Source organism: Sinorhizobium sp. NFACC03, assembly GCF_900103435.1.
In the GTDB taxonomy this organism is placed as follows: Bacteria; Pseudomonadota; Alphaproteobacteria; order Rhizobiales; family Rhizobiaceae; genus Ensifer.
Genome location: NZ_FMXF01000017.1, coordinates 35,254 through 50,816 on the forward strand (window position 1 = coordinate 35,254; position 15,563 = coordinate 50,816).

At 62.9% G+C, this 15,563-nt stretch carries 19 protein-coding genes and 1 other RNA gene; 10 read left to right on the forward strand and 10 right to left on the reverse strand.

Annotated elements, in window-relative coordinates:
- The first annotated feature begins 38 nt into the window (after positions 1-38).
- Positions 39-392, forward strand: coding sequence for a MerR family transcriptional regulator (locus BLU35_RS20520; protein ID WP_093234304.1), 354 nt, complete (start codon positions 39-41; stop codon positions 390-392).
- Positions 393-531: 139 nt separating this feature from the next.
- Here BLU35_RS20520 and BLU35_RS20525 read toward each other — a convergent pair whose 3' ends face one another.
- Positions 532-954 carry a DUF6636 domain-containing protein gene (locus BLU35_RS20525; protein ID WP_093234305.1) on the reverse strand — a complete coding sequence of 141 codons (423 nt, stop codon included), beginning with the start codon at positions 952-954 and terminating at the stop codon, positions 532-534.
- Positions 955-1,153: 199 nt separating this feature from the next.
- Here BLU35_RS20525 and BLU35_RS20530 point away from each other — a divergent pair, with 199 nt between their 5' ends.
- From BLU35_RS20530 to BLU35_RS20540, 3 genes are read left to right on the forward strand one after another with little or no spacing between them, the layout of a single operon-like run.
- Positions 1,154-1,486, forward strand: a complete 333-nt coding sequence (locus BLU35_RS20530; RefSeq protein ID WP_093234306.1) for an ArsR/SmtB family transcription factor — start codon at positions 1,154-1,156, stop codon at positions 1,484-1,486.
- 1 nt (position 1,487) lies between these two features.
- Complete coding sequence (locus BLU35_RS20535) at positions 1,488-2,000, forward strand: SRPBCC family protein (RefSeq protein WP_093234307.1); 513 nt, start codon at positions 1,488-1,490, stop codon at positions 1,998-2,000.
- Positions 1,976-2,599, forward strand: coding sequence for a dihydrofolate reductase family protein (locus tag BLU35_RS20540; protein WP_093234308.1), 624 nt, complete (start codon positions 1,976-1,978; stop codon positions 2,597-2,599). The genes BLU35_RS20535 and BLU35_RS20540 overlap by 25 nt, the downstream gene beginning before the upstream one ends.
- Before the next feature lie 57 nt (positions 2,600-2,656).
- On the opposite strand, the gene BLU35_RS20545 is transcribed toward BLU35_RS20540, so the two are convergent.
- The 4 genes from BLU35_RS20545 to BLU35_RS20560 all read right to left on the reverse strand — a co-directional run bounded on the left by BLU35_RS20545 (position 2,657) and on the right by BLU35_RS20560 (position 6,353).
- Positions 2,657-3,583 (reverse strand): YobF C-terminal domain-containing protein, encoded by a 927-nt coding sequence (locus tag BLU35_RS20545; RefSeq protein WP_093234309.1) that lies wholly within the window; start codon positions 3,581-3,583, stop codon positions 2,657-2,659.
- A 161-nt stretch (positions 3,584-3,744) separates the two neighbouring features.
- Positions 3,745-4,500, reverse strand: coding sequence for a MerR family transcriptional regulator (locus BLU35_RS20550; RefSeq protein WP_093234310.1), 756 nt, complete (start codon positions 4,498-4,500; stop codon positions 3,745-3,747).
- A 126-nt stretch (positions 4,501-4,626) separates the two neighbouring features.
- Positions 4,627-5,823 (reverse strand): CmlA/FloR family chloramphenicol efflux MFS transporter, encoded by a 1,197-nt coding sequence (gene cml, locus BLU35_RS20555; protein ID WP_093234311.1) that lies wholly within the window; start codon positions 5,821-5,823, stop codon positions 4,627-4,629.
- A gap of 248 nt (positions 5,824-6,071) precedes the next feature.
- The gene (locus BLU35_RS20560) at positions 6,072-6,353 is read right to left on the reverse strand and encodes a BON domain-containing protein (protein ID WP_057247799.1); all 282 of its coding nucleotides are present in this window, start codon (positions 6,351-6,353) and stop codon (positions 6,072-6,074) included.
- A gap of 131 nt (positions 6,354-6,484) precedes the next feature.
- Here BLU35_RS20560 and BLU35_RS20565 point away from each other — a divergent pair, with 131 nt between their 5' ends.
- Positions 6,485-7,429, forward strand: coding sequence for an AEC family transporter (locus BLU35_RS20565; protein ID WP_093234312.1), 945 nt, complete (start codon positions 6,485-6,487; stop codon positions 7,427-7,429).
- Positions 7,430-7,578: 149 nt separating this feature from the next.
- Here BLU35_RS20565 and BLU35_RS20570 read toward each other — a convergent pair whose 3' ends face one another.
- Entirely contained in the window at positions 7,579-8,280 is a 702-nt protein-coding gene (locus BLU35_RS20570) for a c-type cytochrome (protein ID WP_058324509.1), read from the reverse strand.
- A 156-nt stretch (positions 8,281-8,436) separates the two neighbouring features.
- Between BLU35_RS20570 and BLU35_RS20575 the strand changes: the two genes are divergently transcribed.
- The 3 genes from BLU35_RS20575 to BLU35_RS20590 all read left to right on the forward strand — a co-directional run bounded on the left by BLU35_RS20575 (position 8,437) and on the right by BLU35_RS20590 (position 10,692).
- Positions 8,437-9,195, forward strand: coding sequence for a 3-deoxy-manno-octulosonate cytidylyltransferase (locus BLU35_RS20575; protein WP_093234313.1), 759 nt, complete (start codon positions 8,437-8,439; stop codon positions 9,193-9,195).
- Positions 9,196-9,214: 19 nt separating this feature from the next.
- A complete protein-coding gene (locus BLU35_RS20580; protein WP_058324511.1) occupies positions 9,215-10,069 on the forward strand; it encodes a prephenate dehydratase in 855 nt (284 codons plus the stop codon).
- 485 nt (positions 10,070-10,554) lie between these two features.
- Positions 10,555-10,692, forward strand: a complete 138-nt coding sequence (locus BLU35_RS20590) for a DUF1127 domain-containing protein (RefSeq protein ID WP_064817013.1) — start codon at positions 10,555-10,557, stop codon at positions 10,690-10,692.
- A gap of 162 nt (positions 10,693-10,854) precedes the next feature.
- Here the strand turns inward: BLU35_RS20590 and BLU35_RS20595 are convergent, their stop codons facing one another.
- The 4 genes from BLU35_RS20595 to BLU35_RS20610 all read right to left on the reverse strand — a co-directional run bounded on the left by BLU35_RS20595 (position 10,855) and on the right by BLU35_RS20610 (position 13,466).
- A complete protein-coding gene (locus BLU35_RS20595) occupies positions 10,855-11,223 on the reverse strand; it encodes a VOC family protein (protein ID WP_058324513.1) in 369 nt (122 codons plus the stop codon).
- A gap of 74 nt (positions 11,224-11,297) precedes the next feature.
- Positions 11,298-12,005: a helix-turn-helix transcriptional regulator gene (locus BLU35_RS20600; protein WP_057247806.1), complete on the reverse strand. Its 708-nt coding sequence runs from the start codon at positions 12,003-12,005 to the stop codon at positions 11,298-11,300.
- A 28-nt stretch (positions 12,006-12,033) separates the two neighbouring features.
- A complete protein-coding gene (gene nudC / locus BLU35_RS20605; protein ID WP_057247807.1) occupies positions 12,034-13,014 on the reverse strand; it encodes an NAD(+) diphosphatase in 981 nt (326 codons plus the stop codon).
- 2 nt (positions 13,015-13,016) lie between these two features.
- Positions 13,017-13,466, reverse strand: a complete 450-nt coding sequence (locus BLU35_RS20610) for an HIT family protein (protein WP_058324514.1) — start codon at positions 13,464-13,466, stop codon at positions 13,017-13,019.
- Between the two features lie 64 nt (positions 13,467-13,530).
- On the opposite strand from BLU35_RS20610, the gene ffs reads away from it, so the two are divergent.
- Both ffs and BLU35_RS20620 read left to right on the forward strand, forming a co-directional pair.
- An RNA gene (gene ffs / locus BLU35_RS20615) (signal recognition particle sRNA small type) lies at positions 13,531-13,628 on the forward strand.
- A gap of 45 nt (positions 13,629-13,673) precedes the next feature.
- Positions 13,674-15,542: a DNA polymerase III subunit gamma/tau gene (locus BLU35_RS20620; protein WP_093234316.1), complete on the forward strand. Its 1,869-nt coding sequence runs from the start codon at positions 13,674-13,676 to the stop codon at positions 15,540-15,542.
- The last annotated feature ends 21 nt before the right edge of the window (positions 15,543-15,563 follow it).

The following is a 15,563-nucleotide window of genomic DNA, read 5'->3' on the forward strand; positions in this document are numbered from 1 at the left end:
AGCGCTGTCAGAGTCAAGGGCGCGGCGAAGGGACCGGAATGAAAATAGGCGAGCTGTCGAAACGCACCGGCGTCAGCATTCGGATGCTGCGTTACTATGAGGCCGAAGGGCTGTTGAAGCCTGGACGCACCGAAAGCGGCTATCGCGACTATGATCTGGCGGAGGTGAGAACCGTCGAGCGCATCAAGCTCCTGGGCGCCGGCGGCATGACCCTTCCGACGATCCTGCAGTTCCTGCCGTGCGTGCGTGGCGAAGGTCCGATCTTTGAGCCCTGCGACGAACTGCGCGTCACCCTGCGCGAGCAGATCCGGCTTGTCGAAGAGAAGACGGAAAAGCTGGCGCAGAGCCGCAGCGCGCTGGAGACTTTTCTGCACGAGATAGGCGAGCGTTGATCTTCTGCCGGGATCGAGAGCCATGGCGGTCGCTGGCCTCGTCAACGCTGACGCGACAGGATTGCGACCAAACCCGCTCTGGCCATCAACCAGAAGTCAGGGCGCGCGGCAAACCGTATGCACCTTTCCTGCTGCCGCTCTAATAGACGTCGGTCTTCGATCGACTGATGTAAAAACCGTGGCCGTCACTGCGCTCGCAGCTGAGCCCGGTTTTGCTGGACCGACAGCTAAACGGCCCCTTCTTCCAGCTGTTGCCGTAGCTCAGGATATGTGAGCCGTCGCAGCATGCTGTATCGCCCGCGTTCTGGAATCGTCGGGCCTTGCCCGCCTTTCCCAGAATGAACCTCTGATAGGTCGGCTCGATGCGGTCACAGCCAAGTTCCGGGCCGCCGTCCTCCGGGACATAAACATCGGAGCCACCGGCTGGCGTGTATTGGCAACCGATGTTGCCGGTCGGCATGTTGAAATAAATCAGACCGCCATCGGCGGGGAAATTCTGCTCTGCTGCATTCCCGTCGAATGCGATGAGCGCGGCGACCGCGAATACAAAAAAGCGCATCATTCGAGCTTTGGCCCCTGACCTTTGTCGATCCCGCAAAGTGCAGCAAGTAAAACATATCAGTGGGAAATGGGGAAATGGTCTCGGCTCTCGACCTGCGGTCGACGGCACGGCGCCGTGAGACAAATTGGCTCCGAACCTGTCGGGGAGGACTTCAATAGTTAGCTGTTGTGCTAAGTGTTTGGTCGTGATACTTAGCCTTATGGAACAGTATTCAGACCGATTGGACGTGATCTTTCAGGCGCTCGCCGATCCCACCAGGCGCGCCGTGCTTTCGCGGCTCGGCGGCGGCCCGGCGAGCATCAGCGATCTCGCCAGACCCTTCGATATGGCCCTGCCGTCCTTCATGAAGCACATCCACTTCCTGGAAGGCAGCGGCCTGATCCGCACCCACAAAGAGGGCCGGGTGCGGACATGCGCTATCGAGAAGGCGCAATTCGCCGTGGTCGAGACCTGGCTTTCGGCGCAACGCGCGCTCTGGGAAGGCCGTGCCGACCGGCTGGAAAAATTCGTCACTGAACACGAGGAGGAATGACATGATTCGCTCTCCAGATCCCGAACTCGACCTGACGATGGCACGCCTCATCAAGGCGCCGCGCGCGACCGTCTGGCGCGCCTGGAGCGATCGGACCCGGCTAGAGCAATGGTGGGTCCCGGCGCCGGCAATCTGCAAGGTGATCGATATGGACCTGAAGCCGGGCGGCGGCTTCGTGACCCGGATCAGCGAAGGCGGCGGCGAGTTCGTGCCGCATATCAATGCCTGCTTCCTCGCGGTCGACGAACTCTCGCGCATCGTCTTCACCGACACGCTCGTTGCCGGCTGGCGGCCAGCCGAGAACGCCTTCATGACGGCAATCATCACGCTCAGCGACCACCCGGCCGGCACTGAGTACGCCGCCCATGTGATGCACCGGAACGGCGCGGACCGGAAGATGCACGAGGAGATGGGTTTCCACGACGGCTGGGGAACGGTCGCCGAGCAGCTGGCCGCCTCGTCGAGCAAACCCATTAAGGAGGCGAAGACATGCGCAACATCGTCCTGCAGATGATGACGACGCTCGATGGCCGCCTGGACGATCCGCTTGCCTGGATGGGCACGGTGGTCGATGAGCAGTACCGGGCGATCGACCGGCTCTATGCCGGCTACGACACGGTACTCGTCGGGCGCACCACCTATGAGGAGATGGTTGGCTATTGGCCCGGCGCGCTGAACGATGAGGTCAACGGCGAGACCAATCGCGTGATGGCCAAACGCATGCACGACTACCGCAAGATCGTGTTCTCCCGCACCGGTGAGCAGGCGATCAGCCCCTGGCACAATGCCGAACAGGTCGTGGCTGCCGACGACGCCGCACTTTCGCGCTACCTGATGGACCTGAAGGCTGAGCCCGGCGGCGATATCCATCTCTCGGGCGGCGCGAGCCTGGCGCAGACGGTGATCGGCCTCGGACTGGTCGATCGCTACCACTTCTTCGTCTATCCCGTCGTCTCGCCGGGTGAACCGTGGTTCGCCCGGCTGAGAGATAAGAACGAACTGCAGCTGATCGGCAGCGAACACTACGACAACGGTGTCGTCGGACTTCACTACGCAACCGTACGCGACGCCAAGTCGGAGCGGCCGAAGAGCTTCTCCGAGCTCATTGCCTAAAGCAATTCCAGGAAAAGTGCGAAGCGGTTTTCCGTCCGGAATTGCGTGTTGCTGGAATCAGTCTCCGCCTCGCAGGGCGGAGAGCAGCCGATCGTAGGTCGGAGCCAGCCGCCGTAGGGCTTCCGCCGCTTCCGCATCCCTGCGCAGGACAAGCGGATATTGCAGCGCGCCGATGAGTGGCGCCTGTTCGCCGGCAATCGCGGCGGACTTGGCAAAGCCGGCGCGCTTGAGGCAGGTTGCGGCGTCAGCCGCACGGCGGGCGCCGACGCGAACGCCGAAATGGATCAGGTGCGCCCGCAAGCCCTTGTCACAGCCTTCCTCTATGCGCGCCGCCAGCGCTTCGGCGGCCTCGGCATTGCCGAGGCTCCTAGGCGGCATCGCCCGATCCGTAACCATCGACAGCCAGTGGATCGCAGCCGGGATCGAGGCCCGGATCGCGTCCACCTCCGAGACCTCCGCCACCCGCGAAAAGCCCGACCGCATAGTGAAAGAATCACCGTAGGTGAGCTTCGCGCTCCAGGCCGCCATGAAATCACCGATCGGCAGCGAGGCGTAGGGGTAGCCCTGCGGGTCGTGCATCAGCACCCGCTCCTCGTCGAGCGCGAGGACCACGACATAATGGTCGGCCTCGATCGGCCCGGTCATGCCGGGTTGATGGCGGAGATGTCCCATTTCCACCGGCCCGACCCAGACCGGGCCGTCCTTCAGGGCCGACCGGAGGCGGGAAAGCGCGTCCTCGGCATCGTCACCCTTGCTGACTTCCGAGGTCCAGCCGAGCGCGGCAAGCGCGCCGTCGAACCCGGCTTCCGGGTCCCAGCCATAGGGGTCGAAGAACGGCAGCGAGCCGCCGATGAGCTGCATTCCGAACGGGCTGCTTGTGGCAAATTCGATGACGGCGGGCGAGGGCGCCGCCTCGCCGAACATCATGGCGAAGGAGTTGGCATAACAATAGGGGCCGGAGCCCACATAGGGAACGTGCTGCATCGGTTGAATCCTTGGGGTCATTGGAGGTACGAGGGTGTATCCCGGATTGCTTTGTTCAAAGCAGCTCCAGGAAAAGTGTGAAGCGGTTTTCCGTCCGGAGCTGCGGTATTCTAGGGCACGATGGGATAGGCGACATCGAAACGGGCGCCACCGCTGCCGGGTTAGATTTCGTAGGGGCTGCCGAAACAATCGAGATCGTTGCTGTGCTCGAACCAGGCCTCGATCGCGTCGTAGATGCGCAGCACCGCCGGAAAGGTCTCGAACGTCTCGGGCACCGGCAGGAATGCTTCGCGCCCAGCCGGCTGAAGGCGGATGCGCAGATCGCCTGACGGTTCGAGGCTGCCTGCATAGGCGATCGCGACTTCGACGAGACCCTTGCCATCATGGTTCACGGGCTCGTGGAAATGCAGCGTCATCGGTTCGTCGTCGTCCTTGCCGCATTGTGCCAGGTAGCTCCGGATCGCCGCTTCGGCGCTTTCCGTGAAAGCTTCGAGCGCATCGACCGTCACATGACCCTGCCGATAGATGATCTTCGAAGGGGCGGAGTCGCGGACGCGGACGGCTTTGATCAGCGGATCATCGCCGCCGGTCGATTGCCGGAAGATCGCCTGCACCAGTTCGCTCTGCTCCTCGAGCCGTTTGGTCTGTACCTCCAGCCAGGCGCGAAGTTCGGCGAGGCGCACTTCGGGCTGAAGCTCGATCAGGCGCGCGATTCGGGCGATCGGCAGGCCCAATTGCCGCAGCCGCGCGATCAGCCGGGCGCGGCCCGCCTGCTCGGCGGCGTAGTAGCGGTAGCCGGTCACAGGATCGACGTGGGCGGGCAGGAGCAGGCCCTGCTCGGCATAGAGCCGGAGCGCCTTCGGCGACAGTCTTGTGGCAGCGCCGAAACGGCCGGCGAGGAAAAAAGAATCGGTCATGAGACAAGTCTGGGGCCTGCCCCAGGGGCGAGGTCAAGAGGCATCTTGCCGTCTTGTTGGCAGCCGCCGGACCGGTTGGCTGAATACCTCCCGGAGCAGGCAACCGCTCCGGGAGGTACATGGCAGCTATTGCCCTCCAGGTCGGCTCAGGAGCGCCAGCGCCAGGAGCGTGACCGTCGCCATCACCAGGCAGTAGCCGACGAGCGGCCAGGCCGTATCGCCCTTCAGAAACAGAACGGCGCCGGTGCCGACGACGGCGACGATCAGGCTCTGGATGCAGAAGTAGAGCGCCACCGCCGTTCCGGCGATCGCGTCAAAGGCCTTCAGCGCGCCGTTCGCAGTCACCGAGGCGCTCATGACAATGCCGACGGCGATCACCCACATCGGCAGCACGAAGCTTGCGAAGGAGGGTGTCGTGAAGACTTCGCCGGCGGCAAGCAACAGCCCGCCAAGGATCAGCGCTGCCATGCCGCGCATGAGGCAGCCGGACATCCCGTAGCGGCCGACGAAACCCTTGGCGAAGCGCGTGGTCAGGATCATCACCACTGCCGCCGTCGCGAAGGCGAGGCTGAAGCCGAACTGCGAATAGCCGGCGCGATCGATGAGCAGGCGCGGCGCGGTCGAGAAGAACACGAAGAACGCGCCCATCGCCGTGCTGAAGCCGAGCGTATAGGTCCAGAACGCGCCGTTCCTGAGAATGGGCTTAAAGCTGGGCTTCCCGTTGCCGGAAGGGATTGGCCGGGTTTCCGACCAGCGCAGCAGCGCCTGGCCGAGCGCGGTAAGACCGAGCACGCCGAGCGTCAGGAAGATCGCCTGCCAGCCGAGAGCGCCTGAGATCAGCGCGCCGGCGATCGGTCCGAGCGCCGGAACGAAGGACAGCATGGCGCTGAAGAGGCCGTATATGGTGACGCCTTCCGGACGTGCGCCATAGACGTCCCGCACCGTCGCGAAGGTCGCGACCAGCGCCGCCGAGGCGCCCGCCGCCTGCGCAAGCCGGAGTGCCACGAAGACCGGCGCTGAGGTGGTGAGCGCCAGCAGCAATGACGTCAGTGCAAACAAAGTCGCGCCTCCGAGAAGCACCGGACGGCGGCCGAACCGGTCGGAGAGCGGGCCGAAGAGCACCTGTCCCAAGCCCAGCATGAGCATGTAGAGGCTCAGCGTCAGCTGGACGATTGCCGGCGACGTGCCGAGAATGCCGGGCATTTCCGGCACGACAGGCAGATAGATGTCCATGGCGAGCGACGCCAGGATATCGAAAGGCGCCATCAGCAGCAGAGCCGCCGGCAGCGTATAGGGCCAGGTGGGCAAGTTATGATCGGGCATGATGAAACATCCGCGCAAATGGGTAACATTCGGCGGCGATCTGCCACTTCATCAAATCTTGGGAGTGTGAGCCGACAGACGCCGCAACAACTTTTTCAAACCGTTGTTGCGGCTTACCTGGTTGCTGACTCGTCGGTCCTCATCTGCGGCTCCTGCAGGCTGACGGCAATGCCAAGCCCATATCGACATCAATAGTGGCGCATGTCCTATCATTCGGCTTTTGACACGGCAACCCGTCGGATCACCGCTCAGGCATGCGGGTCGGCGTCGCCCGGCTTCGCGTTCAGCCGGTTCTCGACGCTGGCAACACCGATCACCGATGCCGCCGCATCCCCGGCGCAGGCGACGTCCGTTTCGCTCGCGACCTCACCGGAAAGAACGACGAGCCCGCCAAGCGCCATCACCGAGATGCGGCTCGTGTCGACCAGGGCGGCATACTGGATGAAGCGCAGCACCTTGTCGGCGAGCGCGTCATCCGTCAGATGCGGATCGTCGTCTCCATGGGCATAAATGGGCTTATCTGGCGGCATGGCATGTTCCTCATGCTCTTCCCGAACGCCTGCGGTCTGCGAAGGTTCCCTTGAAAGTGCTCTGCCGCGCCGCGCTTGCGATCCTGGCGTGAACGCGGTTATTGCTGGCAGTCCCATCCCAAGGCCTGCGCATGTCCGACATCTTCCAGAACGTTCTGCCCATCTTCGTCCTGATCCTTGCCGGCTGGCTGTTGGTTCGGTTAGGCTATCTGAAACCGGCTGTCGGCGAAGCGCTCGGCGACTTCGTCTTTCGTGTTGCCGTTCCCGTTCTATTATTTCGCACGATTGCCGAAGCGGATTTCAAGGACGGTTCGCCCTGGCCGCTCTGGGTCGCCTACTTTTCCGGCGTTGCCGTCACCTGGGCGGCCGGGCATCTGGCTGCAACGCTCATCTTCCGGCGTGACCCACGCATGGGCGTTCTTGCCGGCGTCTCCTCGGCCTTCGCCAACACCGTGTTCATCGGCTTGCCGTTGGTTTCACGCATCGTCGGCGAGGAGGGAATAGTGGCGATTTCGATCCTGCTGTCCGTCCATCTGCCGGTCATGATGATCGCCGGCACGCTGCTGATGGAGCGTGCCGAGCGCCGTGCAAGCGGCAAACCAGGGCAAAGCCCGTTGCATCTTCTCGCCGGCGTCGGCCGCAACCTGGTGCGCAATCCGCTGGTCATCGGGCTTGCTTGCGGCGCAGCGTTTCATCTCGTCGGCCAGCCGCTTGGCGGACCTGTGAAGACTGTCGTCGATCAGCTTGCCTCGATGGCGGCGCCGGCAGCGCTGATCTCGATCGGCATGGCGCTAGACAAATACGGCCTTGCCGGCAATCTCGGTCTTGCTTCCTTTACGAGTGTGCTGAAGCTCCTCGTCATGCCCGGGGTCGTGTTCACCAGTTGCCACCTGCTTGGCCTCAACGACAACTGGACGACGGCGCTGGTGCTGACATCGGCCGTTCCAACCGGCGTCAACGCCTGGCTGATCGCCAACCATTTCAACGTCGGCCACGCACTCGCCTCCTCGACCATCACATTGACGACCGCGCTCGGCGTCGTCAGCGTTTCGGTCTGGGCCTATCTGCTGGTGTGACTGCTTCGGAACTTCGGGAAGTGTTTCCTCGGGAGGAGCGAAATCCCGTCTATCGATTCGCGTGGATGTGTCGCGTCACCGTGCCCCGCAAATGCAAAAGGCCCGGCGCGAGCCGGGCCTTTCGAATGGGTTGTTTCCAACCGCTAAGCTTATTGCGCCGGTGCCGGCTGGCCTTCGGCAGGCTTGGATTCCGTCGCCGGAGCGGCATGGCCTTCAGCCGGCTTGGTTTCGGTTGCCGGAGCCTCTGCCGGCTTTGCGCCTTCGGCGCCAGCAGCCGGTGCCGCTTCGGCAGCGCCGCCAGCCGCATCCGGCAGCGGAGCCGGAGAATCGGCCTGCTCGCGCAGCCACGCGATCAGGTTGGCGCGCTCGTCCGGCTTCTTGACGCCGGCAAAGCCCATGGCGGTGCCCGGAACGTGCTTCTTCGGCGCTTCGATGAAGAAGCTCAGGTGGTCGTAATCCCAGACGACCTTGCTGCCCTCGGAGAAGGTCTTCATGCCGGCCGAATAGCTGAAGCCTTCATGCGAGGCGATCGGACGGTTGACGAGGCCCCAGAGGTTCGGACCGACTTTGTTTGCGCCGCCCTTGTCGGCGGTGTGACAGCTTGCGCACTTCTTGAACACGGCTTCACCGGCAGAAGCATCGGCCTTGAGAAGCAGCGGCTTGATATCGACTTCGACTTCTGCGGCGCCGCCGGCGCCGGCTTCAGACGTGCCCTCTTCGGCAACGATCGCGAAGCCTTCCTTCTCGGGAGCCTCGGAGTGGAAAATGCCTTCCGATGCAATGGACACGGACATCAGAACGAAGACCGTCCCCAGAAAGGCACCCACGCCCATGTTCACATATGAATTCATCTGCAAACGCTCCCTTTGCCACCGGCGCAAACAAAAACCCGGCCTATCTTGAAATCGCGCGGAACCTATGTCTTTTGGCTCTGCGTTGCAACAGTGATTATCGGCCCCTAACTGAGACTTATTGACACTTTCAGCGGGGTTTTTGAAGGCCAGATCATGAATCGCGAAAATTCAGGTAAAGCCATCGTGCTCATTCCGGCGCGCATGGCCTCGACTCGCCTGCCCGGAAAGCCGCTCGCCGACATTTGCGGCCTGCCAATGATCGTCCAGGTGGCGAAACGCGCCGAGGAAGCGGACGTCGGCCGCGTGGTCGTCGCCGTCGACGACCAGCAGGTCTTCGACGTGGTGCGGGAGGCCGGCTTCGAAGCGATCATGACCCGCATCGATCACCAGTCCGGATCCGACCGGATCTATGAAGCGCTGCAGAAGGCCGACCCGACCGGCGAAGCGGAGATCGTCATCAACGTGCAGGGCGATCTGCCGACGGTCGAGCCGGCATCGATCCGTGCCGCGCTGAACCCGCTTGAAAACGCCGGCACCGATATCGCGACGCTGACGGTGGCGATCACCGAAGAGAGCGAAAAGACCAACCCGAACATCGTCAAGGTCGTCGGCTCGCCGCTGAGCGACACGCGCCTGCGCGCACTTTACTTTAGCCGCGCCACCGCGCCCTACGGCCAGGGCCCGCTCTACCATCACATCGGTCTCTACGCCTATCGCCGCCAGGCGCTGGAGCGCTTCGTATCGCTAAAGCCCTCCGTGCTCGAGCGCCGCGAGTCGCTGGAGCAACTGCGCGCGCTCGAGGCCGGCATGCGCATCGATGTCGAGATCGTCGATTCGGTTCCGCTCGGCGTCGATACGCCGGTGGAGCTGGAAAAAGCCCGCCGTATCCTTTCCGCCCGCCATCCCGAATAAGCCTGAGAAGGAAGCTACCGTGACCGTCAAGACCAACAGGATTTCCTTCCAGGGCGACTACGGCGCCAATTCCGACATGGCCTGCCGCGACATGTTTCCGTCGATGGAGCCGCTGCCCTGCCAGACCTTCGAGGATGCCTTCGTCGCGGTCGAGAACGGCGATGCGGACCTGGCAATGATCCCGATCGAGAACACGATCGCCGGCCGCGTCGCCGACATCCATCACCTCCTGCCGGAATCGCGGCTGCACATCGTCGGCGAATACTTCATGCCGATCCGTTTCCAGCTGATGGTTCTGCCCGGCGTCACGCGTGACGAAATCCGCACCGTGCACAGCCACATCCACGCGCTCGGCCAGTGCCGCAAGATCGTGCGTTCCAATGGCTGGAAGCCGGTCGTCGCCGGCGATACCGCCGGCGCGGCGAAGCTTGTTTCCGAAAAGGGCGACCGCTCGATGGCGGCGCTTGCGCCGCGCCTTGCCGCCGATCTCTACGGCCTCGAGATCGTCGCCGAAAACGTTGAGGACACCGAAAGCAACGTCACCCGCTTCGTCGTGCTTTCCCGTGAAGAACAGCGCATAGGGCGTTCCGCGGACGACGAGTTGATCATCACCACCTTCGTCTTCAATGTCCGCAACATTCCCGCGGCCCTCTACAAGGCGATGGGCGGTTTCGCGACCAACGGCATCAACATGACCAAGCTCGAGAGCTATCAGCTCGGCGGCAAGTTCGTGGCGACGCAGTTCTACGCCGATATCGAAGGCCATCCCGACGATATCGGCGTGCTCCACGCCATGGACGAGCTGCGTTTCTTCTCCGAGAAGGTCCGCATCCTTGGTACCTACAAGGCGCACCCGATGCGCGGCGTGCTCTGACGCTTGCCTCAGACCCGCTCGAAAGCTCCTCGAAAGGGAAAGTCGGGCGAGACGAGCCGCCACACCTCACCGGACGCAAGGTGCCGATACCACTTTTCGTCCGGTAAGCTCCCCGCACGAGATGTCCTCACCGGGACCTCCAGGGCGATCCCCGCGCTCACCTGATCTGCAATCCAGCGCTCGAAGCGATCGAATTCCGATGGCATCCGAAAGGCTGCGATCTTCTCCCATTCGCATGTCGTCATCTTCGTTTATCAAAACTGGCCAATAGAATTGGCTGTGGCAACACCCGTTCGTTCCGGCCGTGATCCAAGGCGGTTTTGCAACGGGAATCATCAGCTTAACGATCGTGTCGCGGCGTAAGAAAGTGGCAAAAATTCGTTAACCGGCTACGCGTCTGGCGCATGCCTAATCTGCAATCGCGGCGGTACACAAATTTTAGGCAAATGCCTATCTAACGCTCGTTCACGTAAGGAGTGTTAAAGATGAAGATCCGTCAGAAGATCATGGAATATGCGAAGACCCGCCGTGCGATCCGCGAGCTGAACGCTCTCGACGATCACGCACTGAGCGATATCGGTCTGTCCCGTTCGCAGATCCAGGCCGCCGTTTACGGCCGCTAATCCGCATCATTCGCGTATCCCGCCGCGTCTGCATGTGTCCTTTGATCGTTCCGATCAAAGGACAAAAATATGCGGCAATGTAAGTGCTGCAGCGACCTTTGCACGTCTGCTAAGACGTGCGGCGCTGTAGGGCTGGCGGGATACGCGCCGCTGTCCTCTCGATCACGAATCGAAGAGGCAGACGCGCAGCCGGTGACCATCCGGATCGAGCGCGACGAAGGTCGGACCGAAATCCATCTCGGTCAATTCCTGCGCAATCTGCAGCCCTTCCGCCTTCCATTTCTCGTAGTGCGCGCGCACTGCGCCCTCATCCTCCACCATGAACGCCAGTTCCGAGCGATGGCCTGATGCCGTCGGCTCCGGCGCGACCGTATGTTCGGCCCAGAGCCCGAGGGTGAAGCCGCCGGGCAGTTCGAAGGACGAAAAGGTCTGGTAGGTGACGCTTGGTTCCTGCGCGAGGACATCGCGGTAGAACGCCACGCTCGCCAGCGGGTCCTTGACATAAAGAACGATGAGATTTGCCTTGGCCATGTTGTTTCCTCCTTGTTGCGGGGAATTGCAGGCTAGGCGTGGTGGCTGCCAACTTCTGTCAGCATCGAGAGTTGTCAGGAGCCGACCGTCTGGCGCTTGGATGCGGCGATGTCCTGGCTGGCGCGCCAATCCTTCATCAGTACCTGGCGGCGACGAGGATAACGCGCTTCGGTCACGGTCATCCGGCGCATGCGGTCAGCGCGGAAGTGCCGGAAGTCCAGGCGCAGTTCACACCACGCCATGACCATGCGGACGTTCTCGAAGAAGCCGAGCGCAAAGGGCCAGATCGTGCGCTGCGTTGCACTGCCATCATTGTCCACGTAGTCGAGTTCCACCTTGCGCTCGTTGCGGATCGCCCGCCTGAGTGCGGCAATGTCGATGCCGTTGGTGGCCGGCGGGCTCGGCCCGACGAGCAGGGTCGAGCTGTCCAGCTCCTCGCGAAGCTCGGCCGGAAGCACCGCGGCGATCTTGGCAAGGGCGTTTGCTGCAGCACCTGCGAGATCGTCGTCGGTACGCTTTGAAACCCAGCGCGATCCGAGCACCAGTGCCTCGATTTCCTCCGCGGAAAACATCATCGGCGGCAGCATGAAGCCGGGTTTCAGCACATAGCCGAGCCCCGGTTCGCCCTCGATATGGGCGCCCTGAGCCTGCAGACTGGCGATATCGCGATAGAGCGTTCGGAGGCTGACACCGGTCTCTTCCGCCAGCCGCTGGCCGCTCACCGGCTGGCGGTAGCGCCGGAGCACCTGCAGAAGATCCAGCAGCCGTTCGGAGCGGGACACGGTCGGCCCTCCTCGTAACCCGTCGCCCTCAGGCCCGCTCGTCCCAGGCGAGCCAGTCGCGCATCAGCTGGTGCGCGATCGCGCCCTTCGGCGGCGGAATATGCTCGTCGCCGGTATTGGCAACGCCGGTCGAGCGTTCGAGCATCGCGATCGTTTCCTCGCGGGTGAACCAGCGCACGTCTTCCAGCTCCTGCTCGTCGCGCTTGATGACGGTCGATTTCGCCTCGGCGTAACAACCGATCATCAGCGTGTGCGGCATCGGCCAGGGCTGCGAGGCATGGTAACGCACCCGGCCGATGTGGATGCCGGACTCCTCGTGCGTTTCCCGGCGCACGGCATTTTCGATCGTCTCCCCCGGCTCGACGAAACCGGCAAGGCAGGAATACATGCCCGGCGCGAAATGTGGGCTGCGGCCAAGCAGGCAGAGGTCGCGCTCAAGGTCGATCGTCATCATGATGACGACCGGATCTGTTCGCGGAAAGACCATGTGGCCGCAGGCGGTGCAGACCCGGCGATAGCCGCCGGCCGTGCCTTCCATCGGCCCGGCGCAGCGGCCGCAGAAGCGGTTGTTGGCGTTCCAGGTAATGAGGCTCGAGGCCTGGGCGAATTGGCCGAGCAGTTCCTCCGGCAGCATCTGCTGCCGGTAGAGCGTGCGGCCATCGGCGATCTTGAAGGGTTCAGTGATCGTCTCTTCGGTCAAGCCCGTCGGCACGGCAAGCCGTGGCTCGCCGTTCGGCAGGTAGCCGAGCAGGATGGTCTCGTCGAGCACCGGTTCGAGCCCTTCGAGTTCGTAAGGGGCAAACAGCGGGTCGATGATCTTCTCGTCGTGCTTGACGATCAGCTTCGGTCCCGAGAAGGCCAGGAAATGGGCGCCCGGGTGCTTGAGCGCCAGCTCGACGCAATCGTCGCTGCGGTGCTCCGACTGGCGGTCCAGATGGTTTTCGGAAAAGGCGACGAGAGTGCTTGGCTCCGGATGCGGGCTACGAAGGTCAAAGATCGATTTCGTCATGTTCAGAGGTTTTCCAGAATGCGCGCTGCGAAGTCCCGATGTTCTTTCTCGTCCCACGGCTCCGGCTTGCCGAAGCCCCAGACCGGCCCCGGCCAGTTCGGGTCGCCGTCGTTGCGGGCGATGATATGCACATGTAGTTGCCGAACGATATTGCCCAATGCGCCGACATTGATCTTTTGAGCGCCGGTGACCGTCTTCAGGGCGGTTGCCGCCATGGTCGTCTCGAAGGTCAGCATCGTCTGGTCGAGTGGGGTCAGGTCGAAGATTTCCGAAATGCCTTCACGCTGCGGAATGAGCACGAGCCAGGGCCAGCGGCGGTCGTTCATCAGCCGCATCTGACAGAGGCCGATCGAGGCGATCGGGATGCCGTCGCGTTCGAGCCGCTCGTCGAGAGTGAAGGTCGCCAAGTCATTCTCCTCAGGCAAAGACAACGGATTCGCCTTGTTTTGCATATCGATATCAGTTTTTTGATGGCTTGGCTTGCATTTGCTTTCGATATTGCCGATATGGAAGCCGGGAGGTTGGTGGTGGACGAGCCACTCGCCAACCGGGTCAGGTCCGGAAGGAAGCAGCCCTAACGAGCCCCGGCACGGGTCATCGTGCCAGCCTCCCACCTTTTCCGTCCTGTCGGGACAAGAGTTCGAACAGCGGCAGGGTCGATGAGCGACGACACGTCCATTTCATCCGTTGAGAAACCGGCCGCCTACCGTGTTCTGGCGCGCAAGTATCGCCCCAAGGATTTCTCCGACCTGATGGTCGGCCAGGAACCGATGGTGCGCACGCTCACCAACGCTTTTGAAACGGGTCGCATCGCGCAGGCCTATATGCTGACCGGTGTGCGCGGGGTCGGCAAGACCACCACCGCCCGCATCCTCGCCCGTGCGCTGAACTACAAGACGGCTGAGACCGACAGGCCGACGATCGACCTTCGTGTGCCGGGCGAACACTGCCAGGCGATCATGGATGGCCGCCATGTCGACGTCATCGAAATGGACGCCGCCTCGCATACCGGTATCGATGACATCAGAGAGATTATCGAACAGGTTCGCTACCGCCCGGTATCGGCGCGCTATAAGGTCTACATCATCGACGAAGTGCACATGCTCTCGACCCAGGCCTTCAACGGCCTGTTGAAGACGCTCGAAGAGCCGCCGGAACATGTGAAGTTCATCTTCGCCACCACCGAAATCCGCAAGGTTCCGATCACGGTTCTGTCGCGCTGCCAGCGCTTCGATCTGCGCCGCATCAGCGCCTCTGATCTCGTCGGCCTGTTTTCGACGATCCTCGGCAAGGAAGGCGTTTCCTTCGATCCGGAAGCGCTCGCCATGGTCGCCCGCGCCGCCGAAGGCTCGGCGCGTGACGGCCTGTCGCTGCTCGACCAGGCCATTGCGCATGGCGGCGGTGCGGTCGAGGTCGAGACCGTGCGCTCCATGTTGGGCCTTGCCGACCGCGCCCGCATCGTCGATCTCTTCGACCATGTCGTCAAAGGCGATGTTGCGGCCGCGCTCCAGGAGTTTGCCGCGCAATACGGGGCCGGCGCCAACCCGACGGTCGTTCTGACCGATCTCGCCGATTTCACCCATCTTGTCACGCGCATGAAATATGTGCCGGAGGCGGTCAACGATCAGTCGCTGAGCGAGATCGAGCGCACCCGCGGTGCCGTCTTCGCCGAAAGCGTTGCGGTCACGGCACTCTCGCGTATCTGGCAGATGCTGCTCAAGGGCATTCCGGAAGCGGAAAGCTCGTCGCGCCCGGCGGGAGCTGCCGAAATGGTGCTGATCCGGCTGGCGCATGCCGCACACCTGCCGGCGCCGGAAGAGGCTGCGCGACGCGTGCTTGAGCTTTCCGGCGGTGAAGGCGGCGGCGCCCGTTCCGGGCCGGTTGGCGGCAATGGCGGCGGGGCACAGGCCACCGCCTCAGGATCGATTTCGGCGCAGGCAACGCAGGCGATGCCGGTGCAGCGCCCGACGAGCAACGGCGCGACGATGCTGCGCGCCGTGCCGGATGCAGCACCCCAGCCGGTCACCGTCGGCCGTATCGAGGAGCGACCCGCGGTGGCCCCAGCTGCCAAGCCGCAGCCGTCGGTTCCGGTCAATTCGATCGCAGATATCGCCGAACTTTGCGCCAAGAACCGCGACATCAAGCTGAAGACGCTGGTGCGCGGCTTCCTGCGGCTGGTGCATATCGAGGCCGGTCGTCTCGACGTCAATGTTTCCGACGATGCGCCGAAGACGCTGCTTGGTGAAGTCGCGGTTAAGCTCAAGGAATGGACCGGCATCCATTGGATCGTCAGCTACAGCCGAGAGCGCGGCGAGCCGACGCTGATCGAGGCCGAACAGCGGGCGCAGGAACAGCGCGTCAACGATGCGCGCCAGGACCCGGATGTCGCGGCCATTCTCGCCCGCTTCCCGGGTGCCAAGATCACCGACGTGCGCATTCGCGCCGTCGAGGAAGAGGCCGAGAGTGTTGCTCCGGCTACAGCCGAATCCGCTGACGGCGATATCGTCCCTGGCGACGACATCGAATAGTCCCGTCTGCGAGCAGAAACA